General features: G+C 64.6%; 17 protein-coding genes. 5 read left to right on the forward strand and 12 right to left on the reverse strand.

Going from position 1 to position 19213, the window contains the following annotated elements; all coding sequences use genetic code 11:
- Nucleotides 1-288: 288 nt before the first annotated feature.
- The gene (locus AC0L2V_RS23235; protein WP_473521324.1) at nucleotides 289-1284 is read right to left on the reverse strand and encodes an aldo/keto reductase; all 996 of its coding nucleotides are present in this window, start codon (nucleotides 1282-1284) and stop codon (nucleotides 289-291) included.
- Nucleotides 1285-1380: 96 nt separating this feature from the next.
- Here AC0L2V_RS23235 and AC0L2V_RS23240 point away from each other — a divergent pair, with 96 nt between their 5' ends.
- The 3 genes from AC0L2V_RS23240 (at nucleotide 1381) to AC0L2V_RS23250 (ending at nucleotide 5190) form a co-directional block, all read left to right on the forward strand.
- Entirely contained in the window at nucleotides 1381-2301 is a 921-nt protein-coding gene (locus tag AC0L2V_RS23240; protein ID WP_473521325.1) for a LysR family transcriptional regulator, read from the forward strand.
- 207 nt (nucleotides 2302-2508) lie between these two features.
- Nucleotides 2509-3495 carry a Gfo/Idh/MocA family protein gene (locus AC0L2V_RS23245; protein WP_473507850.1) on the forward strand — a complete coding sequence of 329 codons (987 nt, stop codon included), beginning with the start codon at nucleotides 2509-2511 and terminating at the stop codon, nucleotides 3493-3495.
- Nucleotides 3496-3531: 36 nt separating this feature from the next.
- A complete protein-coding gene (locus tag AC0L2V_RS23250; protein ID WP_473507849.1) occupies nucleotides 3532-5190 on the forward strand; it encodes an FAD-binding dehydrogenase in 1659 nt (552 codons plus the stop codon).
- Between the two features lie 5 nt (nucleotides 5191-5195).
- Here the strand turns inward: AC0L2V_RS23250 and AC0L2V_RS23255 are convergent, their stop codons facing one another.
- From AC0L2V_RS23255 to bcoG, 7 genes are all read right to left on the reverse strand, one after another.
- The gene (locus tag AC0L2V_RS23255; RefSeq protein ID WP_473507848.1) at nucleotides 5196-6137 is read right to left on the reverse strand and encodes an alpha/beta hydrolase; all 942 of its coding nucleotides are present in this window, start codon (nucleotides 6135-6137) and stop codon (nucleotides 5196-5198) included.
- 222 nt (nucleotides 6138-6359) lie between these two features.
- Nucleotides 6360-7142 (reverse strand): carnitinyl-CoA dehydratase, encoded by a 783-nt coding sequence (locus tag AC0L2V_RS23260; protein ID WP_473521326.1) that lies wholly within the window; start codon nucleotides 7140-7142, stop codon nucleotides 6360-6362.
- A 1-nt stretch (nucleotide 7143) separates the two neighbouring features.
- Nucleotides 7144-9213, reverse strand: a complete 2070-nt coding sequence (locus AC0L2V_RS23265; RefSeq protein ID WP_473521327.1) for an acetate--CoA ligase family protein — start codon at nucleotides 9211-9213, stop codon at nucleotides 7144-7146.
- Nucleotides 9214-9216: 3 nt separating this feature from the next.
- On the reverse strand, nucleotides 9217-10380 hold the full coding sequence (locus AC0L2V_RS23270; protein WP_473521328.1) for an acyl-CoA dehydrogenase family protein: 1164 nt from the start codon (nucleotides 10378-10380) through the stop codon (nucleotides 9217-9219).
- A gap of 4 nt (nucleotides 10381-10384) precedes the next feature.
- Nucleotides 10385-11458, reverse strand: coding sequence for a 3-hydroxyacyl-CoA dehydrogenase NAD-binding domain-containing protein (locus AC0L2V_RS23275; protein WP_473521329.1), 1074 nt, complete (start codon nucleotides 11456-11458; stop codon nucleotides 10385-10387).
- Nucleotides 11455-12084, reverse strand: a complete 630-nt coding sequence (locus AC0L2V_RS23280) for an HD domain-containing protein (RefSeq protein WP_287226659.1) — start codon at nucleotides 12082-12084, stop codon at nucleotides 11455-11457. Before AC0L2V_RS23280 ends, AC0L2V_RS23275 begins: the two co-directional genes overlap by 4 nt.
- A gap of 28 nt (nucleotides 12085-12112) precedes the next feature.
- On the reverse strand, nucleotides 12113-13024 hold the full coding sequence (gene bcoG / locus AC0L2V_RS23285) for a 3-dehydrocarnitine:acetyl-CoA trimethylamine transferase BcoG (protein WP_023796869.1): 912 nt from the start codon (nucleotides 13022-13024) through the stop codon (nucleotides 12113-12115).
- Between the two features lie 111 nt (nucleotides 13025-13135).
- Here bcoG and AC0L2V_RS23290 point away from each other — a divergent pair, with 111 nt between their 5' ends.
- Entirely contained in the window at nucleotides 13136-14116 is a 981-nt protein-coding gene (locus AC0L2V_RS23290; protein WP_091592622.1) for a GlxA family transcriptional regulator, read from the forward strand.
- Between the two features lie 6 nt (nucleotides 14117-14122).
- Here the strand turns inward: AC0L2V_RS23290 and AC0L2V_RS23295 are convergent, their stop codons facing one another.
- Nucleotides 14123-14329, reverse strand: coding sequence for a hypothetical protein (locus AC0L2V_RS23295; RefSeq protein WP_023796867.1), 207 nt, complete (start codon nucleotides 14327-14329; stop codon nucleotides 14123-14125).
- 185 nt (nucleotides 14330-14514) lie between these two features.
- Nucleotides 14515-15840, reverse strand: coding sequence for a xylose isomerase (gene xylA / locus AC0L2V_RS23300; protein ID WP_473521330.1), 1326 nt, complete (start codon nucleotides 15838-15840; stop codon nucleotides 14515-14517).
- 113 nt (nucleotides 15841-15953) lie between these two features.
- On the opposite strand from xylA, the gene AC0L2V_RS23305 reads away from it, so the two are divergent.
- Nucleotides 15954-16316 carry a nuclear transport factor 2 family protein gene (locus tag AC0L2V_RS23305; RefSeq protein ID WP_473521331.1) on the forward strand — a complete coding sequence of 121 codons (363 nt, stop codon included), beginning with the start codon at nucleotides 15954-15956 and terminating at the stop codon, nucleotides 16314-16316.
- 35 nt (nucleotides 16317-16351) lie between these two features.
- On the opposite strand, the gene xylB is transcribed toward AC0L2V_RS23305, so the two are convergent.
- Both xylB and AC0L2V_RS23315 read right to left on the reverse strand, forming a co-directional pair.
- Nucleotides 16352-17806, reverse strand: coding sequence for a xylulokinase (xylB, locus tag AC0L2V_RS23310; protein WP_473521332.1), 1455 nt, complete (start codon nucleotides 17804-17806; stop codon nucleotides 16352-16354).
- 81 nt (nucleotides 17807-17887) lie between these two features.
- Complete coding sequence (locus AC0L2V_RS23315; protein WP_473521333.1) at nucleotides 17888-19210, reverse strand: tetratricopeptide repeat protein; 1323 nt, start codon at nucleotides 19208-19210, stop codon at nucleotides 17888-17890.
- Between the last annotated feature and the right edge of the window lie 3 nt (nucleotides 19211-19213).

The following is a 19213-nucleotide window of genomic DNA, read 5'->3' on the forward strand; positions in this document are numbered from 1 at the left end:
ACACGATCGACCATCCGAATCATCTCCCTCTCTTCCTTACCCCCGGAATCATCAATCCGATTCTGTGCAAAGGCCTCCTTGTGGGAGAAGGTGGATTGGCCCGTAGCGCCAAGACGGAAGAGGGGTGTTGGACGGAGCGCGGCTTTTGCCAGCTGGAACACCCCTCATCCGTCGCCTTCGGCGACACCTTCTCCCACAAGGGGAGAAGGCAGAGCCGCGCGAGACCTCACGCTGGCGCTCGCCCCCCGGAATGGGCAACTCAAGCCTGAAGGGATTTCATAGCCGCTGTTATCCATTGACCAGCGCCAGCATTTCTTCGGTGTAGCGCTTGCCGACGACCTTCTCCGGCGACAGGGCTTCGCCAATGGCCGCCACTTCCGCCTGGCTCAGCGCAATCTGTGCTGCTGCCGCATTCTGCTCGAGATGGCGGATTTTTCGCGCACCGGGAATCGGCACGATGAAATCGCCCTGATGCAGCACCCAGGCGAGCGCCAGCTGCGCCGGCGTCACGCCCTTGTCCGCCGCGATTGTCTCCAGCGTCGCGACAACGGCCGCATTGGCGGCCATGGCGTCGGCCTGGAAGCGCGGTAGTCCACGCCGCCAGTCATCGGCACCGAGCACCTCTGGCTTGGCGATTGCTCCGGTCAGCAGGCCGCGGCCGAGCGGGCTGTAGGGGACAAAGCCGATGCCGAGCTCGCGGCAGACAGCAAGCACCTCTTCCTCCGGATCGCGGCTCCACAGCGAATATTCGCTCTGCACGGCTGATATCGGATGCACCGCATGCGCCCGGCGGATGGTCGCGGCACTCGCCTCCGACAGGCCGAGCGCGCGCACCTTGCCCTCGCACACCAGCTCGGCCATAGCGCCGACCGTATCCTCGATCGGCACATTGGGATCGACGCGATGCTGGTAGTACAGGTCGATCACCTCGGTGCCCAGCCGCTTCAGCGACGCTTCGGCCACCGCCTTGACGTGTTCGGGGCGACTGTCGACACCCGCCATGCGCTCGACGCCGTTACCTTCTTCAAGAATCCTGAAGCCGAATTTCGTCGCGATCGTCACCTGGCCACGCACCGGCTTCAGCGCCTTGCCGAGCAGGATCTCATTCTCGTACGGGCCATAGACCTCAGCCGTGTCGAAGAAATTGACGCCGATATCGACGGCGCGGCGCAGTGTGGCGATCGCGTCCACCTCTGGCTGGCCGCCATAGCCGAAGCTCATCCCCATGCAGCCGAGGCCGACCGGATAGACGTCAAGTTCATTTCCAAGCTTGCGGGTTTGCATCACGCGTCTCCTTGTTGTGATGCGGCAGAGATAGCGTCTTGCACTGCGTTCGATAATCGGCGCTTACTCGCACGGGCTGTTCTAAAAGATAGATCAATGAATCGAACACATCTCTCGCAACTTGCGGTGCTGGCAACCGTCGCCCAGTGCGGCAGCTTTCGTGGTGCGGCCAAGGATCTCGGCATAGCGCCCTCCGCAGTCAGCCATGCGGTTTCCAGCCTGGAGGCGCGTCTTGGCGTGCGGCTCCTGGCGCGCAGCACGCGCAGCGTCGCCCCGACCGAGGAAGGCGCACAGCTGCTCGAGCGGCTGAGGCCGGCGCTGTCGGAAATCGATCTGGCGCTGGAATCGGCGGTCGAGGCGCGCGACCGGCCGGCTGGCAATCTCCGGCTGACCGTGCCACGCACCGCCGCCCACCTGGCGCTGACGCCGCGGCTCGGTGCCTTTGCATCGGCCTATCCCGACATCGTGCTGGAGATCGTCATCGAAGACCGCTTCACTGATGTGGTCGAAGGCGGCTTCGACGCCGGCGTCCGGCTCGGCGAGAGCCTGCAGCGCGACATGATCGCTGTGCGCATCGGTCCAAACCTTCGCGGCGCCGTCGTCGGCGCGCCATCCTATTTCGCAACCATGCCCAGGCCGCGCCATCCACACGATCTCGTCGGTCACCGTTGCATCCGCTTCCGTTTCTCCAGCGGCATTCTCTACCGCTGGGAATTCGAGAAGGACGGCGAGGAGATCGAGCTGGCGGTGCAAGGGCCGCTGATCCTCGACGAGGACCATCTGATCGCCAATGCGGCGGCCGACGGCGCTGGGCTTGCCTTCCTGTTCGAGGACTATGTCCGCGAGGCGTTGGCCACCGGCCGGCTCATTCGCGTGCTGGAAGACTGGTGCCCGCCCTTCGACGGTTTCTTCGCCTACTACCCGAGCCGCCGCCAGATGCGGCCGGCGCTGCGAGCCTTTGTCGATTTCTTCAAGATAGAAAGCCGGCTTGTGGGAGCGTCGTCGACTTCGACATGACACATACAGGTAGAAGGGGATAGCCTTTGCAGGACCTGGTTTCCTCGCCCCCCCTTTGCGGAGACGAGGAACCCAAGCTCTGCGGAGGGCAGCGCCGGCATCCGAACAAGCCGCAGACGATCGCCTTGCTCGCTGCCATGCTTCGCATTGGCTTTTTTGCCGATTTCAGGCAAACCTCCACGTCTGCAATTGTGAGGGAGAAGCCTGATGTTCCGATGGGGTGTTTTGTCGACGGCCAAAATCGGCCGCGAGCATCTTTTGCCTGCAATGGTCGAGGCGGAGAACGGCGTGCTGTCGGCGATCGCCAGCCGCGACCTGTCGAAAGCCCGTGCCCTGGCCGATCGGTTCGGCGCCCCCCATGCCTTCGGCTCCTATGACGAGCTGCTCGCATCCAGGGATGTCGACGGCGTCTACATCCCGCTGCCGACCGCCCAGCATGTCGAATGGACCGCCAAGGCGATCGAGGCCGGCAAGCATGTTCTGGTCGAAAAGCCGCTGGCGCTCGACGCCAGGGACATTCCGCCGCTGATCAAGCTGCGCGACGCCAAAAACGTGCTGGTCTGCGAAGCCTTCATGGTCGTCTACCACCCGCAATGGGTCAAGGTGCGCGAGCTGATCGCCAGCGGCGCCATCGGCCGGCTGCGCCATGTCCAGGGCGCGTTCTCCTACTACAATGTCGATCCCAAGAACATGCGCAACCAGCTCGACCTCGGTGGCGGCGCGCTGCCCGACATCGGCGTCTACCCGACGGTGTCGACGCGCTTTTCGACGGGTAAGGAGCCGCTGCGCGTCCAGGCGACGATCGAGCGCGACAAGACATTCAGCACCGACATCTACTCCTCGATCCGCGCCGATTTCGGCGACTTCGAATTGTCGTTCTATCTGTCGACGCAGATGGCGGCGCGGCAGGTGATGGTGTTCCACGGCGAGAAAGGCTTCATCGAGGTGCTTTCGCCGTTCAACGCCGGCATCTACGACCACCATCGCATCGAGCTGCACAACCAGAACCACAGCGAGGCGCAAGTGTTCCGCTTCCCCGGCATGCAGCAATACCGGCTGGAGGTCGAGGCCTTCGCGCGGGCGGCACAGGGCGGCACCGACCGCGTCTTCACGCTGGAAGAGTCCGTGCTCAACCAGAAGGTCATCGACGCCATCTTCCGCGCCGGCGAGAAGGAGGGCTGGGAGACGGTCTGACAATCGTCAGCCGGGGAGGAGAGCCGGAGGGAGAAAGTGGCTGACGATGCGGATGTGATCATTGTCGGCGCCGGCCTTGCCGGGCTCGTCGCGGCGGCCGAGCTGGCCGAAGCCGGCAAGAAGACCATCGTTGTCGACCAGGAGCCTGAACAGTCGCTCGGCGGCCAGGCGTTCTGGTCGCTTGGCGGCATCTTCCTCGTCGATTCGCCCGAGCAGCGGCGCATGCGCATCCGCGATTCGCATGATCTGGCGCTCGAGGACTGGCTTGGCACCGCCGCCTTTGACCGTGCGGAAGATTTCTGGCCGCGCCGCTGGGCCGAGGCCTATGTCGGCTTCGCCGCCGGCGAGAAGCGCTCCTGGCTGACGCAGCGCGGCATGAAGTTCTTCCCAATCGTCGGCTGGGCCGAGCGCGGCGGCGGCAACGCCGTCGGCCACGGCAATTCGGTGCCGCGCTTTCACGTCACCTGGGGCACCGGGCCGGGCGTGCTCGACCCGTTCGTACGGCGCGTGCGCGAGGCCGAGAATAGCGGGCTGATCCGCTTCAAATTCCGCCACCGGGTCAACGAACTGACGCGGACAGGCGCCGTCGTGAATGGCGTGCGCGGCGACATGCTTGAGCCGAGCGATGTCGAGCGCGGCCGCAGGAGTTCGCGCGACATCGCCGGCGACTTCGAGCTCAAGGCGCAAGCGGTCATCGTCGCCTCCGGCGGCATCGGCGGCAATCCCGAGCTTGTCCGCAAAAACTGGCCGCAGCGGCTCGGCAAGCCGCCCAGACGCATGATCTCTGGCGTTCCCGATCATGTCGACGGCCGCATGCTGGCGATCACCGAACAGGCCGGCGGCAGCATCATCAACCGCGACCGCATGTGGCACTATGTCGAAGGCATCAGGAACTGGGCGCCGCTCTGGACCGACCATGCAATCCGCATCCTGCCCGGCCCGTCGTCGCTGTGGCTCGACGCCCGCGGCAAGCGCCTGTCGGTGCCGCTCTATCCCGGCTTCGACACGCTGGGCACGCTCAGCCACATCATGAGCACCGGCTTCGATTATTCCTGGTTCATCCTGACCAAAAAGATCATCCAGAAGGAGTTCGCGCTGTCGGGCTCCGAGCAGAACCCCGACCTCACCGGAAAAAGCTGGCGCCAGGTGCTTGGCCGCGCCACATCGGGCGTTCCCGGTCCGGTAAAGGCGTTCATGGAGAAGGGCGAGGATTTCATCGTCGAGCCTGGTTTGCCGGCGCTGGTCGCCCGCATGAACGCGCTTGTCGGCGGCGAGCCGCTGCTCGAACTGGCGCAGGTCGAGCACGAAATCCGCGCCCGTGACCGGCAGCTCGACAATCCGTTCTCCAAGGATATGCAGATCACCGCCTTGCGCGGCGCCCGAGCCTATCTCGGCGACCGGCTGATCCGCACGGCCAAGCCGCACAAGATGCTCGACCCTGCCAATGGGCCGCTGATCGCGGTCAGGCTCAACATCCTGACCCGCAAGACGCTGGGCGGCTTGCAGACCGATCTCGACAGCCGTGTCCTGGGTACCGATGGCCAGCCGGTCGAGGGATTGTACGCGGTCGGCGAAGCCGCCGGTTTCGGCGGCGGCGGCATGCATGGCTATGCGGCGCTGGAAGGGACGTTTCTTGGCGGCTGCATTTTTTCAGGCCGCGGCGCCGGCCGGGCGGCGTCGCGGGCAGTGGGGTAGGACCCTCACCAGATCCATTCGCCGCGTCCCAGAGCCGATACCGCGTCAACGATCCGGGTAAAGCTCGAGCGCGCACGACCGACCGTGTGCCGGCCTCTGAGATAGCCATGCACCAGCCCCGGCTCTTCGAACCAGTAGGCGTGACCCTCCTCCGCGACGAGGCGGTCGCGATAGGCCTCGCCGTCTGACGACAGCGGGTCGCATTGGGCGGTGATCAGCACAGTCGGCGGCAGATTGGCAAAATCGGCATCGGCCAGCGGCGACAGCGTGAGATCGCCGGTGCGGTCTTCGCCGCCGGTCCTGGTATTCGTGTAGAAATCGAGGTCGCGGACCGTCAGCATCGGCGCCTCGGCATGGGTCACGTAAGAGCCTTGCGAGCGGTCGCCGCCAAGGCCGGGATAGATCAGAACCTGGCCGATCGGCCTTCGTGCATGGCCGCGCGTCGCATGGCTGACCGCGGCGGCAAGATTGCCGCCGGCGCTGTCGCCGCAAAGCAGGATCGGGCGCTTGTAGGTCGTCGCCGCCCATTCGAAGGCGCTGATGGCATCGTCGAAGCCGGCCGGATGCAGATGTTCCGGCGCCAGCCGGTAATCGACCGAAACCAGCTCATAGCCGGTGCGGCTGCAAAGCTCGGCGCAGAGGTCGTCATGGCTGTCGAGCCCGCCGAGGATATAACCGCCGCCATGGAAATAAAGCACCATCGCCGCCGCTTCCGGCGCGGGTGTGCGGTAGATGCGGATCGGGATGGGATGCGAAGGCGTGGCAATGGCGGTGGTCTCCGCCGTAACGTTGTCTGGGTGGCCGGCAGAGAATTCACGGCACATGCGGTCGTAGATGTCGCGCTGCTGATCGATGGTGTAGTCGATCGCATCAGGCGGAAAATAGGAATTGGTCCGCTCGATGAAGGCCCAGGTCTCGGCGTTGATGAGTTTTTTGTAGTCGGTCATGGACGCTGGATGGGCTGCCAAGGTTGAGCCTGGGCACCCCCCTCTGGCCTGCCGGCCATCTCCCCCGCAAGGGGGGAGATCGGATATCGTGTCGGCTTTCGCCAATCTTCAACGTCGCAGGATGGGATGTATGGCCGAAGCTGCCAATCTCCCCCCTTGCGGGGGAGATGCCCGGTAGGCCAGAGGGGGGTGGGCCGGATCGCCATCATCTCCGCGATACCTTCACTTCCCCTTCCACACCGGGTCGCGCTTTTCGGCAAAGGCGCGAAAACCCTCGAGATTGTCCTCCGAGCCGTACAGTGCGTCAACCGTCGCCAATTGGCGGCGCGTCACCCGGTTCATCGCGTCCTGGAAGGTGAGTGCTTCGGCGATCCGCGCCGTCTCCTTGATCGCGGCAAAGACCAGCGGCGGACCGCCGGCGAGCAGTCGTGCGATCTCCCAGACGCGATCCTCGAGCTTCTCCTTGGGCAGAACCTCGTTGACCAGACCCCAGCGATGCGCTTCGGCGACATCCATCCAGCGGCCGGTGAACAAAAGGTCCATGGCGACATGATAGGGAATGCGCTTCGGCAGCTTGATCGTCGCTGCATCGGCCAGCGTGCCGGCGCGAATTTCCGGCAGCGCAAAGGAGGAGTGATCCGACGCGTAGATGAGGTCGCAGGACAGCGCCAGCTCGAAGCCGCCGCCGACCGCCATGCCGTTGACGCAGGCGATGACCGGCTTGTTGAGATCGCGCAGCTCCTGCAGCCCGCCGAACCCGCCGACGCCATAGTCGCCGTCGACAGCATCGCCGCTGGCCGCGGCTTTCAGGTCCCAGCCGGCGCAGAAGAACTTGTCGCCGGCGGTCTTGACAATGGCGACCCGCAGATCCGGATCGTCACGGAACGCCTTGAAGGTCTCGCCCATCAGCCGCGAGGTGTTGAGGTCGATAGCGTTGGCCTTGGGCCGATCGAGCGTGACTTCGAGGATGGTGCCCTCGCGGCGGGTGGTGATGACGTCAGACATTCTAGTTTTCTCCAAGCACCAGCAGCGCGTCGGCGATCCAGGCGCCTTTGCCTTGCGCGCAGACGATCAGCGGGTTGATGTCGAGCTCCTCGATCTCGCCGGCATTTTTCTGCACGAAGGCGGCGATGCCTGATATCGCCTCGATGGCCGCCGCGAGATCGGCCTTGGGCCGGCCGCGATAGCCTTCGAGCAGCGGGAACAATTTGAGCCCGCGCAATGCCGCCTCGATGTCGTCGCGGGTCGCCGGCAGCATCAGCGTGACGCTGTCGCGCAGCAGCTCGACCAGCACGCCGCCGGTGCCCAGCGTCATCACCGCGCCGAACATCGGGTCACGGGTGAAGCCGACGAGCAGTTCGGCGACGCCGTCGCGCACCATGCGCTCGACATAGAGGCCGGTGCCGAGCGCATCGAGATCATGGGCGGCCGTGCTGACGGATTCGGCGTCCCTGAGGTTGAGCCGAACCGCGTCAAGCTCGGATTTGTGGGTGACGCCCAAAGCCTTCAGCGCAACCGGAAAACCGAGCGCCATCGAGGAGATGACCGCCTCGACCGCATTGCCGGCGCGTTCACCCCTCGGCACGGGGAGCCCGGCCTCGATCAGCCGCGCTTTCGCCTCGGCCTCATCAGGCGTGACATGGTCGCCGGCCGGCGCCCCGGAAGCGGAGGTGTCGATCGGCTGCGCCTGCGGCTCGCGCCAGGCCCAGCCGATGAAGGCGGCCGCCTGGGCGGCGTCCATGGCCTCGGAAATGCCGAACAACGGCACCATGCCGCGTGCCATCAGCCCGGCGGTGTATTCCTCAGGCAGGTTCTCCGGCAGCGAGGAGACGATCGCGCCCTGCGCCTTGTTGGTCTTCAGCGCCGATTCGAAGGCGCGCAGCGTCGTCCACCAGTCGGTGTCGGAGCAGCGGTCGGGGCGCGGGAAATCGAGCACCAGCATGTTGAGGTCGAAGCCGCCCGACACCATGGCGGTGAAGGTGGCGGTCATCGCCGGCTCGTTGTTCCAGATGAAGGTGTGGTAGTCGAGCGGGTTGGCCACCGCAACCAGCGGCCCGAGCGTCGATTTGACGTGGGCGCGGTGGGTGTCGGTCAGCGCCGGGAAATTGACCCAGCGGCCTTCGGCGCTGTCGGCCATGACAGACGCCTCGCCGCCCGAACAGCTCATCGACGACAGCCGGTAGCCGGGCAGGGGGCCGGTGACGTGCAGCAGCTTGAGCGCCTCGATGAAGGCAGGGATGGAATCGACGCGGGCGATGCCGAGCCGCTTCAGGAAGGCACCCGAGGCAGCGTCCGAGCCGGCCAGCGACGCGGTATGCGACACCGTTGCTTGCCGCGCCTGCTCGGAGCGGCCAACCTTCATGGCGATGATCGGTTTCTTCAGCTCTCGCGCCCGCGCGGCCAGCCTTTCGAAGCCGGCTACCGAATCGAACGCCTCGATATGCAGGCCGAGCGAAGTGACCCGATCGTCCTCGATCAGGCCGAGCGCCATTTCCGAAAGGCCGGTTTGTGCCTGGTTGCCGGCGGTCATCAGAAAGGCGATCGGCAGGCCGCGCTTCTGCATCGTCATGTTGATGGCGATGTTCGACGACTGGGTGATGATGGCGACCCCGCGGCCACCCTCGGCCAGCCTGATGCCGCCATGCTGGTCGGGCCATAAAAGCGCGCCATCGGCATAATTGATCAGGCCGTAGCAGTTCGGCCCGATGATCGGCATCTGGCCCGCCGCAGCGACCAGTTCCGCCTGCAATCGCTCGCCATGCTCGTCATAAGCCTCGGTCTCGAGAAAGCCGGCGGCAAAGCAGACGGCGCCGCCTGCGCCGCGTTCGGCCAGCGCCTTGACCACCTCGATGGTCAAATGCCGGTTGACGCCGACAAAGGCGGCGTCGGGCGCGCCGGGCAGGTCGGCCACCGAGCGGTAGGCCTTGCGGCCAGCGACTTCATCCTTGGTCGGGTGCACCGGCCAGATCTCGCCGGCAAAGCCCATCTTGATCGACTGCGCGACGACGGCGGCGGCCTGCGCGCCGCCGAACACGGCGATCGTTCGCGGGCGCAAGAGGCGCTCAAGTTTGTGCATTTATCAGCCCCCGAACGGGCGCAGCAGCGCCCGTGAAATGATGTGGCGCTGGATTTCCGACGTGCCTTCCCAGATGCGCTCGACGCGGGCGTCGCGCCAGATGCGTTCCAGCGGCAGATCATCCATCAGCCCCATGCCGCCATGGATCTGGATCGCCTCGTCGGCGACGAAGGCAAGCATTTCGGTGGCCTTCAGCTTGGCCATGGCCATGTCCTGATCGGTGACGGTGCCCTGATCGTACTTCCAGCCGGCTTCGAACACCATCAGGTCGGCCGCTTTCAGTTCGGTCGCCATATCGGCAAGCTTGAATGAAACGCCCTGGAACTTGCCGATCTGCTGGCCGAACTGCTGGCGCTGCGCGGCGTATTCGATGGCGTGGCCAAGCGCCCGCTCGGCCCGGCCGAGACAGGTCGCGCCGACCTGCAGGCGGGTTGCGCCAAGCCACGAATTGGCGACGTCGAAACCCTTGTCGACCTCGCCCAGAACCTGGGCTCCGGGTAGCCGGCAATCGTCGAATTCGAGGATGGCGTTGGTGTAGCCGCGGTGCGAGACGTTGCGGTAGCCGTCACGCACCGTAAAACCCTTGGTGCCCTTGTCGACGAAGAAGGCGGTGATCTTCTTGCGTTTTCCACGCGGCGTCTCCTCTTCGCCCGAAGCCATGAAGACGATGGCGAAATCGGCAAGATCGGCATGGCTGATGAAGTGCTTGGTGCCGTTCAGCACCCAGTCGTCGCCGTCCTGCACTGCGGTTGCCTTCATGCCGCGCAGATCGGAGCCGGCACCCGGCTCGGTCATCGCCAGGCAATCCCACTTCTCGCCGCGAATGCAGGGATAGAGATACTTTTCGCGCTGCTCCGGCGTGCCGGCCAAGAGGATGTTGGATGGCCGCGCCACGCAGGTCCAGTGCAGTGCGTAATTGGCGCGGCCGAGCTCCTTCTCGTAAAGCAGCCAGGTCACCGTATCGAGGCCGGCGCCACCGACCTCCGCAGGCATGTTGGCGGCATAGAGCCCGGCTTCGATCGCCTTGGCCTTGATCTCATCGATCAGCTCGCGGCGCAGCACGCCGGTGCGCTCCACCTCGCGCTCATGCGGGTAAAGCTCGTTCTCGACGAAGGCGCGCGTCGTCTCGACGATCAGTTTCTGTTCCTCGGAGAGGCCAAAATCCATGGTCTCAGCCTTTCTTCTTTTTCTTCGGCTTTTCGGCCTTGGCCTTCTCGGCCGCCCTGGAGGCGGTGGGCTTCTTCGCCGCAAGCTTGGCGAGCTGCTTGGTATAGTCCTTGTGCAAGGCGCCGGCGCCCCAGCCCCTGCCTTTGTTCTGCTTCGAGAGCGCATCCATGATGGCGACCAGATTGTCGTCGCGGATCTTTTCGAGCTCGCGGATCGACAGGCCATCCGCCTGATCGTCCGACTGCGTGGCGATCAGGTCGACCAGTTCGTCGTTGAACTCCGGCACATCCATCAGCTTGGTCCACGGCCATTTCAGGCACGGCCCGAACTGCGCCATGAAATGGCGCATGCCGGCCTCGCCGCCGGCGACGCGGTAGACCTGGAACATGCCCATCTGCGCCCAGCGCAGGCCGAAGCCATAGCGCATGATGTCGTCGAGTTCCTCGACCGTGCAGATGCCGTCCTTGATCAGCCACAGCGCCTCGCGCCATGCCGCCTCCAGCAGGCGGTCGCCGACGAACGCCTCGATCTCCTTGCGGATCACCACCGGTTTCATGCCGATCGAGGCGTACATCTCCTTGGCGACCTCGATCGCCTCGGGAAAGGTCTGCTCGCCGCCGACGATCTCGACCAGCGGAAGCAAATAGACCGGGTTGAATGGATGGCCGACGACCAGCCGTTCCGGATGCTTCTTCATCGCCACCTGCATGTCGGTCGGCTTGATGCCGGAGGTCGAGGAGCCGACGATGGCATTGGCCGGGGCATAGAGGTCGATCTCGGCCAGCACGCGGTGTTTCAGGTCGAGCCGTTCCGGCACGCTTTCCTGGATGAAATCGGCATCGGCGACGGCGTCGGCAATGGTCTTGGCAAAGGCCAATTTGCCTTCTTTTGGCAGGCCGTCGGGCAGCATCTGCTTGTAGGCGCGGCGCGCGCCTTTCATCACTTCGCCGACCTTGCGCGCGGCTTCGGGGTCGGGGTCGAAAATCGACACGTCGATGCCGTTCAAGAGCAGCCGCGCCACCCAGCCGGCGCCGATGACGCCGCCGCCGATTGCAGCTGCCTTGGTGATGATGCTCATGCGGAAGCTCCGGTTCTTGTCCTGGCTTTTTCCAGGTCGATGAGAGGCACGCGCTCGCCGGCGCGGATCACGGTGGGGTCATAGGCCCTGCGCGCAAACACCTCGAGCACGAAGGGCCGGAAGAAGTCGATCGGCAACGTCTCGTAGTCGGGGTCGAAGCTCGACTGGTCCCAGCGCTCACAGAACTGGTCGCAATCGTCGAAATAAAGGTGGCCGGCGAAACGGTCGCGCGCATGCGGATTGCCGCCGAGATGGTGGGCGTAATAGAGGCGCTGGAAGTCGCCGTGCTTTTCCACAACCCAGGTGCACTGCTCGCGCACGAAAGGTTTTAGGACCGAAGCTGCATATTCGTCGTGATTGTACGGTGCGTAGACGTCGCCGATGTCGTGCAGCAGGGCGCAGACGATCCAGTCGGTGTCGGCGCCGTCGCGCCATGCGCGCGTCGCCGCCTGCAGCGAATGGCCGAGCCGGGTGATCTTATAGCCGGACAGGCCTTCGTCGAGTTGGACAAGCGCGTCAAGCAGCCGTTCGCCGGTCTTCGCCGCATAGTCGATCTCGTGCTCGGTGAGGAACGCGTAATCGTCGCGGTCGCCATCCTTCATTGCGGTGAATTTCACGGTCTTCATCGGCGGCTCCTCCCTACCGATTGCTTGTTCAAAGCGGCGCGCGCTTTGTCAAATTGAGCTTCTTGCGCACTTCATCGGGGCCGATGACCCTTGCGCCCATGTTCGACACGATGCTGACCGCCCGCTCGACCAGCTGCGCATTGGTTGCCAGCACGCCCTTGTCGAGCCAGAGATTGTCCTCGAGCCCGACGCGGACATTGCCGCCGGCCAGCACCGCGGCGGCGGCATAGGCCATCTGGTTGCGGCCGATGGAGAACGCCGACCAGGTCCAACCTGACGGCACATTGTTGACCATCGCCATAAAAGTGTTGAGATCGTCCGGCGCGCCCCATGGCACGCCCATGCACAATTGCACGAGAGCATCCGGGTCCAGCACCTTTTCCTCGACCAGTTGCTTGGCAAACCACAGATGGCCGGTGTCGAAGGCCTCGATCTCCGGCTTGACGCCAAGCGCCGTCATCATGCCGCCCATGGCGCGCAGCATGCCTGGCGTGTTGGTCATGACATAGTCGGCCTCGGCGAAATTCATGGTGCCGCAGTCGAGCGTGCAGATCTCCGGCAGGCACTGGCGCACATGTTCCACGCGGTTGGTGGCGCCGCCCATATCGGTGGCTTTCTCGTTCAGCGGCAGCGGGTTTTCTGGCGAGCCGAACACCATGTCGCCGCCCATGCCGGCGGTCAGGTTCAGCACCACGTCGACGTCTGCCGCACGGATGCGCTCGGTCACTTCGCGATAAAGCTGCACGTCGCGGCGCGGCCTGCCGGTTTCGGGGTCGCGCACATGGCAGTGGACGATCGCGGCACCCGCCTTTGCCGCGTCGATGGCCGAATCGGCGATCTGCTTGGGCGAGCGCGGCACATGCGGGCTGCGGTCTTGCGAGCTGCCGGACCCGGTTATGGCACAGGTAATGAAGACCTCACGGTTCATCGCAAGCGGCATCGACTTTTCTCCCAATCAGCACAGATGGTCCCGATCAAACATGGACCCAATCGAACAGATGGCAACAATGCCTGACTTGCCGGAAACTGTTTTGCATTTTACGAAGTGCGTATGATGAAAAACGAAAAGTCGTCGATCTTTCGCGCCGAACGGTTGCCGCTCAAGGTGACGCTGCTGGTGTTTTCCGGGTCGTCGATCATGTGTGTGGCCTCGGCCGTCGATCCGCTGCGCGCCGCCAACCGTATTGCCGGCGAGACGCTGTTCGATTTCAGGCTGGTTTCGGTGACCGGCGAAGCGCCGGTCACCACATGCGGCCTGCCGGTTGCGGTCAGCGGCCGCTTCGATGCGGCGGATACGACGGATGTGCTTGTCGTCGTCGCCGGTTTCGGCACGCAGAACTATGCCACGTCGGCCCTGCTTGCCGGCCTGCGCCGAGCGGGGCGCGCCGCACGCGCCTGCGGCGGCGTCGAAGCCGGTACCTGGCTGGTCGCCCGCGCCGGTCTGCTGGAAGGGCGCAGCGCCACCACCCATTGGGAGGACATGGAGGACTTCTCCTCGGCCTTTCCCGAAGTCGACGTTCGCCCCGACCGCTATGTCATCGACGGGCCGGTCTTCACCTCCGGTGGCGCTTCGCCGACCTTCGACCTGATGCTGCATCTGATCCGCACGCGGCTCGGCATGGCGGTCGCGCTCGATGTGGCAAGCGTCTTCATCTACGACCAGGCACGCGCCGCGACCGACGCGCAGCCTTTGGTCTCGCTCGGCCGCCTCGACGGCTACGATCCGCGGCTTGCGCAAGCCATCCGGCTGATGGAAACCCACGTCGACCAGCCCTTGACCATCGCCGCGGTGGCAAAGCGTGCCGGGGTGACGGCACGTACGCTGGAAAGCATCTTTCGCAAGTCGATCGGCGAGACGCCGGGCGCCTATTATCTCAGGCTGCGGCTGGGTGCAGCGCGCCGGCTGGTGGTCGACACGCGCGTGGCCATGGCCGATATTGCCGGGCGAACGGGGTTCTCGTCCGCCGCGGCATTTTCCAGGGCGTTCTCAAGGGCTTTCGGCGAAGCGCCGGTCAGGCTGCGCAGGAGATAGTCGGGATCAGGCAGCGTCCTGGCGGTCGCTTTTGCCGTCGATCTGCGAGCGCATCTGTCTCGCAAGGTGGGTCTCGAAGCGGCTGGCGACCGCGCGGTCCCATTCGTTTGCACCGCGCGCGCCATCCTTCGGATGCGGCAGCGCCATCAGCCGGTCGATGATCGATCCCTCGCCAGATGAGAGCAGGGCGTCGATTTCGCGTTCGTGCTGCATATCGTTTCGCCTCCTTCTTTCTGTTCCCGCCACGAACCACATATACGAGATTCGTGACGGCTGTTTGAAGGCAAGAGCGAGGCGATTGAGGGGCGGTGCGAGGCAAAACCTTGTCGTCGGTTCCGCCCTCGCGCAAAGCTGTTCCGGGCCGGCGGGTCGGTCAACAGACCCGTCGGTGCGGCACCTCAGACGTACCGGTTGACGATATTCTCGAGCAGTTCCTGGCGGCCGGATCTCGGCTGCGGCTCGATCTTCTTCTTGACGACGCGCTCGGTGATCTCCTCCAGCGTCCGCTTGCCGGCAAGCATCGCCTTGGCCTCGGCCGAATTCCAGCCGGCATAGCGCTCGGCCAACGGTCCCGACAGCGCCTTGTCCTCCACCATTTTAGCAGCGGCCTTGAGGCCGCGTGCACAGCAATCCATGCCGCCGATATGGCCAATCAGCAGATCCTGCGGATCGAGCGACTGTCGCCGAAGCTTGGCGTCGAAATTGGTGCCGCCGGTCTTGAAGCCACCGGCCTGCAGGACCTGATAATAGGCCAATGCCATCTCCGGCACGTTGTTGGGGAACTGGTCGGTGTCCCAGCCCGACTGGTAGTCGTTGCGGTTCATGTCGATCGAGCCGAAGATGCCGAGCGCATTGGCCAGCGCCAGTTCATGCTCGAAGGAATGGCCGGCCAGGATCGCATGGCCCTGCTCGATGTTGAGCTTGACCTCCTTCTCCAGCCCGAAGCGCTTCAGGAAGCCGTAGACCGTGGCGACATCATAGTCGTACTGGTGCTTTGTCGGCTCCTGCGGCTTCGGCTCGATCAGGATGGTGCCCTTGAAGCCGATCCGGTGCTTATAGTCAACGACCAGGTTGAGGAAGCGGCCGGCCTGTTCCTGTTCGCGGGCAAGGTCGGTGTTGAGCAGCGTCTCATAGCCTTCCCTGCCACCCCACAGCACATAATTCTCGCCCTTCAGCCGCTTGGTGACGTCGATGCAGTGTTTGACCGTCGCTGCCGCATAGGCAAAGACGTCCGGGTCGGGATTGGTGGCGGCTCCCGCCATGAAGCGGCGATTGGAGAACAGGTTGGCCGTGCCCCAAAGCAGCTTGACCCCGGTCTTTTTCATCTTCGCCGCAAAATAGTCTGATATCTCGTCGAGCCGCGCGACACTTTCAGAAAAGTCTTTTCCCTCCGGCCGCATATCGGCATCGTGGAAGCAGAAATAGGGAACACCCAGCAGCGAAAACATGTCGAAGGCGACATCGGCCTTGAGCTTGGCCAGTTCCATCGTGTCGGTGCCACCGGCCTCGGCGAACCACGGCCGCTCGAAGGTCTGGCCGCCGAACGGATCGCCGCCCGGCCAGGCGAAGGAATGCCAGTAGGCGACGGCAAAGCGCAAATGGTCTTCCAGCCGCTTGCCGGCGACAATTTCATCGGGATTGTAGAACCGGTAGGCCAGCGGATTGGTCGAATCCGGCCCCTCGTATTTGATCTTCTGGATGTCGCCGAAAAAGCCGCTGGTCATGTCTGTCAGTCCTCTCGCAGGGTTCGGTCCTGATTACCTCAGGCGTAATTGGTTTCGCGCTGGCGCTGGATGAAAAAGGTCATGTCAAAGCCAATCAACAACGGAGACAGACCATGACCGACCTCAACACGATCGCCGAAAACTACATCGCCACATGGAACGAGAGCGATGCCGCGCGCCGGCAAGCCTTGCTCAAGGCGGCCTTCACCGATGACATCAGCTACCGCGATCCGATCGTGCAGGGAGACGGCCACAATGGCCTCGCCGCACTGATCGATGGTGTCCAAAAACGTTTTGCCGGGTTCCGGTTTTCGCTGAAGGGCAAGCCGGATGGGTTTGACGACACGATCCGCTTCTCGTGGAATCTCGGGCCGGAAGGCACCGATTCCGTCATCGAAGGCACCGACATCGGCGTCATCGAGAATGGCCGCCTGAAAAGCGTCACCGGCTTTCTCGACAAGGTCCCGGCACAGTGAGGTGATCTCGGGCCGCGGCGGGGGTGGGAAACCACTCACGCCGTGGCCGCCTTGATAGCCGGGTAAAGCAAGCGGTAGCGCTGATAGGCATCCGCATAGGCGTTGCTTAGCGCGGCGACCGGCTCGATTGTGGCATCGGTGGCCGGCGCCGTGCACACTCTGAGCGGATCGGCGCCCGTCGCCGCGATCAGGCCAAGCCTCGCTGCACCGAAGGCGGCGCCGAAATCGCCGTCGGCGGGAATGTCGACGGGCAGGCCGAGCGCGGTAGCGATTGCCTTTAGCCAGTAGTGCGAGCGCGAGCCGCCGCCGATCGCCGTCACCCGCGTCAGCGTCGTGCCGGCTTTGGCCAGGGCTTCGAGACTGTCGCGGAAGGCGAAAGCCACGCCCTCCAGCACGGCCTGGGTCAACACGGCGCGGCTCGATTCATGCGCAAGCCCGGTAAACGAGCCGCGAATGGCCGCATCATTGTGCGGGGTGCGCTCGCCCGAGAGATAGGGCAGGAAGGACACGCCGGTCGGCGCCTTCAGCGTATCGCCGAGCTCGGCGGTCAGCTCGCCGGCGCCTTTGCCTGAAATCTCGGACAGCCAGTTGAGCGAATCGGTTGCCGACAGGATGACGCCCATCTGGTGCCAGGTGTCGGGCAGCGCGTGGCAGAATGTGTGCACCGCGCTTTCCGGGTTGGGCAGATAGGACGCATTGGCGGCAAACAGCACGCCTGACGTACCAAGCGAGACAAAGGCCTGGCCGGCGGCGACCGTGCCCATGCCGCAAGCCGACGCCGCATTGTCGCCGGCGCCACCAGCGATCGGGATGCCCGCCTGCATCCCCCATTTCGAGGCCAGTTCGCTGCGCAACGCGCCGGCCTTCTCAGTGCCTTCGACCAGTGACGGCATCTGCTTCTCATCGAGCGACGTGGCGGAAAGCAAGTCGGATGACCAGCCTCGCTTGCCGACATCGAGCCAGGACGTGCCGGCCGAGTCCGACATCTCCGAAACATGCTCGCCGGTGAGCCAGAGCCGCAGGAAGTCCTTCGGCAGCAAGACCTTTGTCAGCTTGGCGAAAATATCCGGCTCGTTGTTTTTCACCCAGACCAGCTTTGGCGCGGTGAAACCGGGAAAGACGATGTTGCCGGTCAGCTTGCGAAAGCGCGGGTCGGCGTCGAGCTTGGCCGCCTCGGCATGGCTGCGCGTGTCGTTCCACAGGATGCAGGGGCGCAGCACCTGGTCGCCGGCATCGAGCAATGTAGCGCCATGCATCTGGCCGGAGAGGCCGATGCCCTTCACGGCGGCGAGCTGTTCTGGATGAGAAACCTTGAGCTCGGCGATCGCTTCCTCGCAGGCGCGGATCCACTCGGCGGGGTTCTGCTCCGACCAGCCGGGGTGCGGCCGCGACACGTCGAGTGACGCGTGGCCGGAGCCGATGATGCTCTGCCCGGCATCGATCAACAGCGCCTTGACGCCCGACGTGCCCAGATCGAGGCCGAGATACATGGTGTCCTCCCATTGCCATTAATTTTTTCGGATCTCGAAAAAATCTGACTTGGCAGTTTTTAAGACAAGATCCGCCTGCGGTCAATTCTCCGACCAATCGGCAGCGCGCCGCGAAAGCAGCGCCGAGAGCGGGTTGGCGGGCCGCGCCAGCGCGCGTTCCGCGGCAAGTGCCCTAGCCAACGCACGGTCGCCCGACCGCAGCGCCGCCTCGATCAGCGTCAGGTCGATGACGTCGCGCTGCGCATGACTGCCGCCGAAGCGGTGGGCGATCGCCCGGATGGGTCGGATCAGGCGGACCGTCTCGGCAAAATTGCCGTCGCCGAACGCCTTGATGGCGAGCGCCAGGGGGTAGCCGACATCCCGGGTAAAGGCGGCGTTGTCGTCGTTGGCGTGCATGGCCTCGCGCTGTGTTTCGAGCAAGGTGCGAGCCGGCGCTTCCTGGCCGGCGCCGACGAGGGCCATCATTGCGTGGGCATCGTTGAAGGCATAGTTGCCGGCGCTGGCCTTGGCCCAGTTGGCGGCGAGGGCCGCCCAGCGGCCGCCGACATCGACGCCGCCGAGATGCAGCCGCCACAGGATCGCCGAGGCGTCGACCATGTTGAGCGCCAGCGTCGAGTGTTCGCCGTAGATTGGGCCGTCATAGAGCGCCAACGCCTCGTCGGTCTCGCCGAGATCATAGTGGAACAGCGCCAGATGCCACCAATTATGCACTTTCAGGAAGCTTTCACGCGTCCACGCGTCGGGGTTGGCGCGCATCCAAGCGATGCCGTCCCTTTGCCGGGTCTGCATTTCCATGACATGGGCGACGGCGTGCTGCGCCCAGCCGTCGCGCGGCTCGATGTCGACTGCCATGCGGCCAAGCTTTTCGGCGCGCGCATAGTCGCCCATTTCCTCCAGTCCGAACGCCTGCATGCCGAGTACGGCGTGGTAGCCCGGCATCCCGCTTTGCCACGATGGCAGCGCGCGGCCGATGCGGTCGCGCAGCATGCGGGCATTGCCGGTGAAGAAATCGATCTGGTGCCCGGTCTGCAGCGCCAGCGCATCGAGTGGAAACTCGATGGCGATATCCTCGAGCAGACGGGCGGCTTCATGCCAGCGTCCTGCGGCAAGATGGCCAAGTGCTGCGACATGCGCCTGCTCGCGCGGCGTGGCGGCAAGCGGCAGTGCCGCCTCATGGCATGTCTTGGCCACGGCTGTCGCCTCGCGCTCGGTGGCGAGGCCGAAGAGATAGCCCTTGAACACATGCGCCATGACGAAGCCGGGATCCTCGGCGATGGCGCGATCGACCGAGCCGACCGGGTCGCCGATGAAGCATTGCAGTTCGCGCACGGCCTGGCTGTAGGACGAGAACCCGGCCTCCGTCGCGCCCGAAAACGTCAGCCCGAATGCGTCCCTGACTGCCACGTC

The organism is Mesorhizobium sp. WSM4814 (assembly GCF_055811595.1).

What these genes read in the sequence shown, in the direction of transcription:
- AC0L2V_RS23235 (WP_473521324.1), bottom strand. Translation starts at nt 1,284, where the DNA reads ATGCAAACCCGCAAGCTTGGAAATGAACTTGACGTCTATCCGGTCGGC.
- AC0L2V_RS23240 (WP_473521325.1), top strand. Translation starts at nt 1,381, where the DNA reads ATGAATCGAACACATCTCTCGCAACTTGCGGTGCTGGCAACCGTCGCC.
- AC0L2V_RS23245 (WP_473507850.1), top strand. Translation starts at nt 2,509, where the DNA reads ATGTTCCGATGGGGTGTTTTGTCGACGGCCAAAATCGGCCGCGAGCAT.
- AC0L2V_RS23255 (WP_473507848.1), bottom strand. Translation starts at nt 6,137, where the DNA reads ATGACCGACTACAAAAAACTCATCAACGCCGAGACCTGGGCCTTCATC.
- AC0L2V_RS23260 (WP_473521326.1), bottom strand. Translation starts at nt 7,142, where the DNA reads ATGTCTGACGTCATCACCACCCGCCGCGAGGGCACCATCCTCGAAGTC.
- AC0L2V_RS23265 (WP_473521327.1), bottom strand. Translation starts at nt 9,213, where the DNA reads ATGCACAAACTTGAGCGCCTCTTGCGCCCGCGAACGATCGCCGTGTTC.
- AC0L2V_RS23270 (WP_473521328.1), bottom strand. Translation starts at nt 10,380, where the DNA reads ATGGATTTTGGCCTCTCCGAGGAACAGAAACTGATCGTCGAGACGACG.
- AC0L2V_RS23275 (WP_473521329.1), bottom strand. Translation starts at nt 11,458, where the DNA reads ATGAGCATCATCACCAAGGCAGCTGCAATCGGCGGCGGCGTCATCGGC.
- AC0L2V_RS23280 (WP_287226659.1), bottom strand. Translation starts at nt 12,084, where the DNA reads ATGAAGACCGTGAAATTCACCGCAATGAAGGATGGCGACCGCGACGAT.
- bcoG (WP_023796869.1), bottom strand. Translation starts at nt 13,024, where the DNA reads ATGCCGCTTGCGATGAACCGTGAGGTCTTCATTACCTGTGCCATAACC.
- AC0L2V_RS23290 (WP_091592622.1), top strand. Translation starts at nt 13,136, where the DNA reads ATGATGAAAAACGAAAAGTCGTCGATCTTTCGCGCCGAACGGTTGCCG.
- AC0L2V_RS23295 (WP_023796867.1), bottom strand. Translation starts at nt 14,329, where the DNA reads ATGCAGCACGAACGCGAAATCGACGCCCTGCTCTCATCTGGCGAGGGA.
- xylA (WP_473521330.1), bottom strand. Translation starts at nt 15,840, where the DNA reads ATGACCAGCGGCTTTTTCGGCGACATCCAGAAGATCAAATACGAGGGG.
- AC0L2V_RS23305 (WP_473521331.1), top strand. Translation starts at nt 15,954, where the DNA reads ATGACCGACCTCAACACGATCGCCGAAAACTACATCGCCACATGGAAC.
- xylB (WP_473521332.1), bottom strand. Translation starts at nt 17,806, where the DNA reads ATGTATCTCGGCCTCGATCTGGGCACGTCGGGCGTCAAGGCGCTGTTG.